Source organism: Sulfitobacter sediminis, assembly GCF_040811725.1.
Lineage (GTDB): Bacteria > Pseudomonadota > Alphaproteobacteria > Rhodobacterales > Rhodobacteraceae > Sulfitobacter > Sulfitobacter sediminis.
Map to the genome: position 1 here is coordinate 1 of NZ_JBFNXX010000286.1, position 231 is coordinate 231.

At 72.3% G+C, this 231-nt stretch carries 1 protein-coding gene; it reads right to left on the bottom strand.

What is annotated here, in order from left to right:
- Positions 1-18 precede the first annotated feature (18 nt).
- A partial coding sequence (locus AB2B41_RS23800) for a hypothetical protein (protein WP_367880290.1) occupies positions 19-231 on the bottom strand: 213 nt, incomplete at its 5' end.

Below are 231 nucleotides of genomic sequence, written 5' to 3' on the forward strand. Positions count from 1 at the left end.
TGAGCGCGTAAACCGCGCTTACAGCACCGGACAAGCATGACACCGCCGGCGGCCCCCCAGGATGGCGATACCGCCACACCCGGGGACGCGCCCCCGGCGGTTTCTTTTCGTCTTGTCACCCGTACCAAGCGCGCGGCTTTCCAGCGCGCCACCCGCGCGGCCCATGTGGCCAAACCGGGCGTTGTCCGGCCAATGCGCCGCCGCCGCCCCCCTGAACCCCCGGGGCCGGAG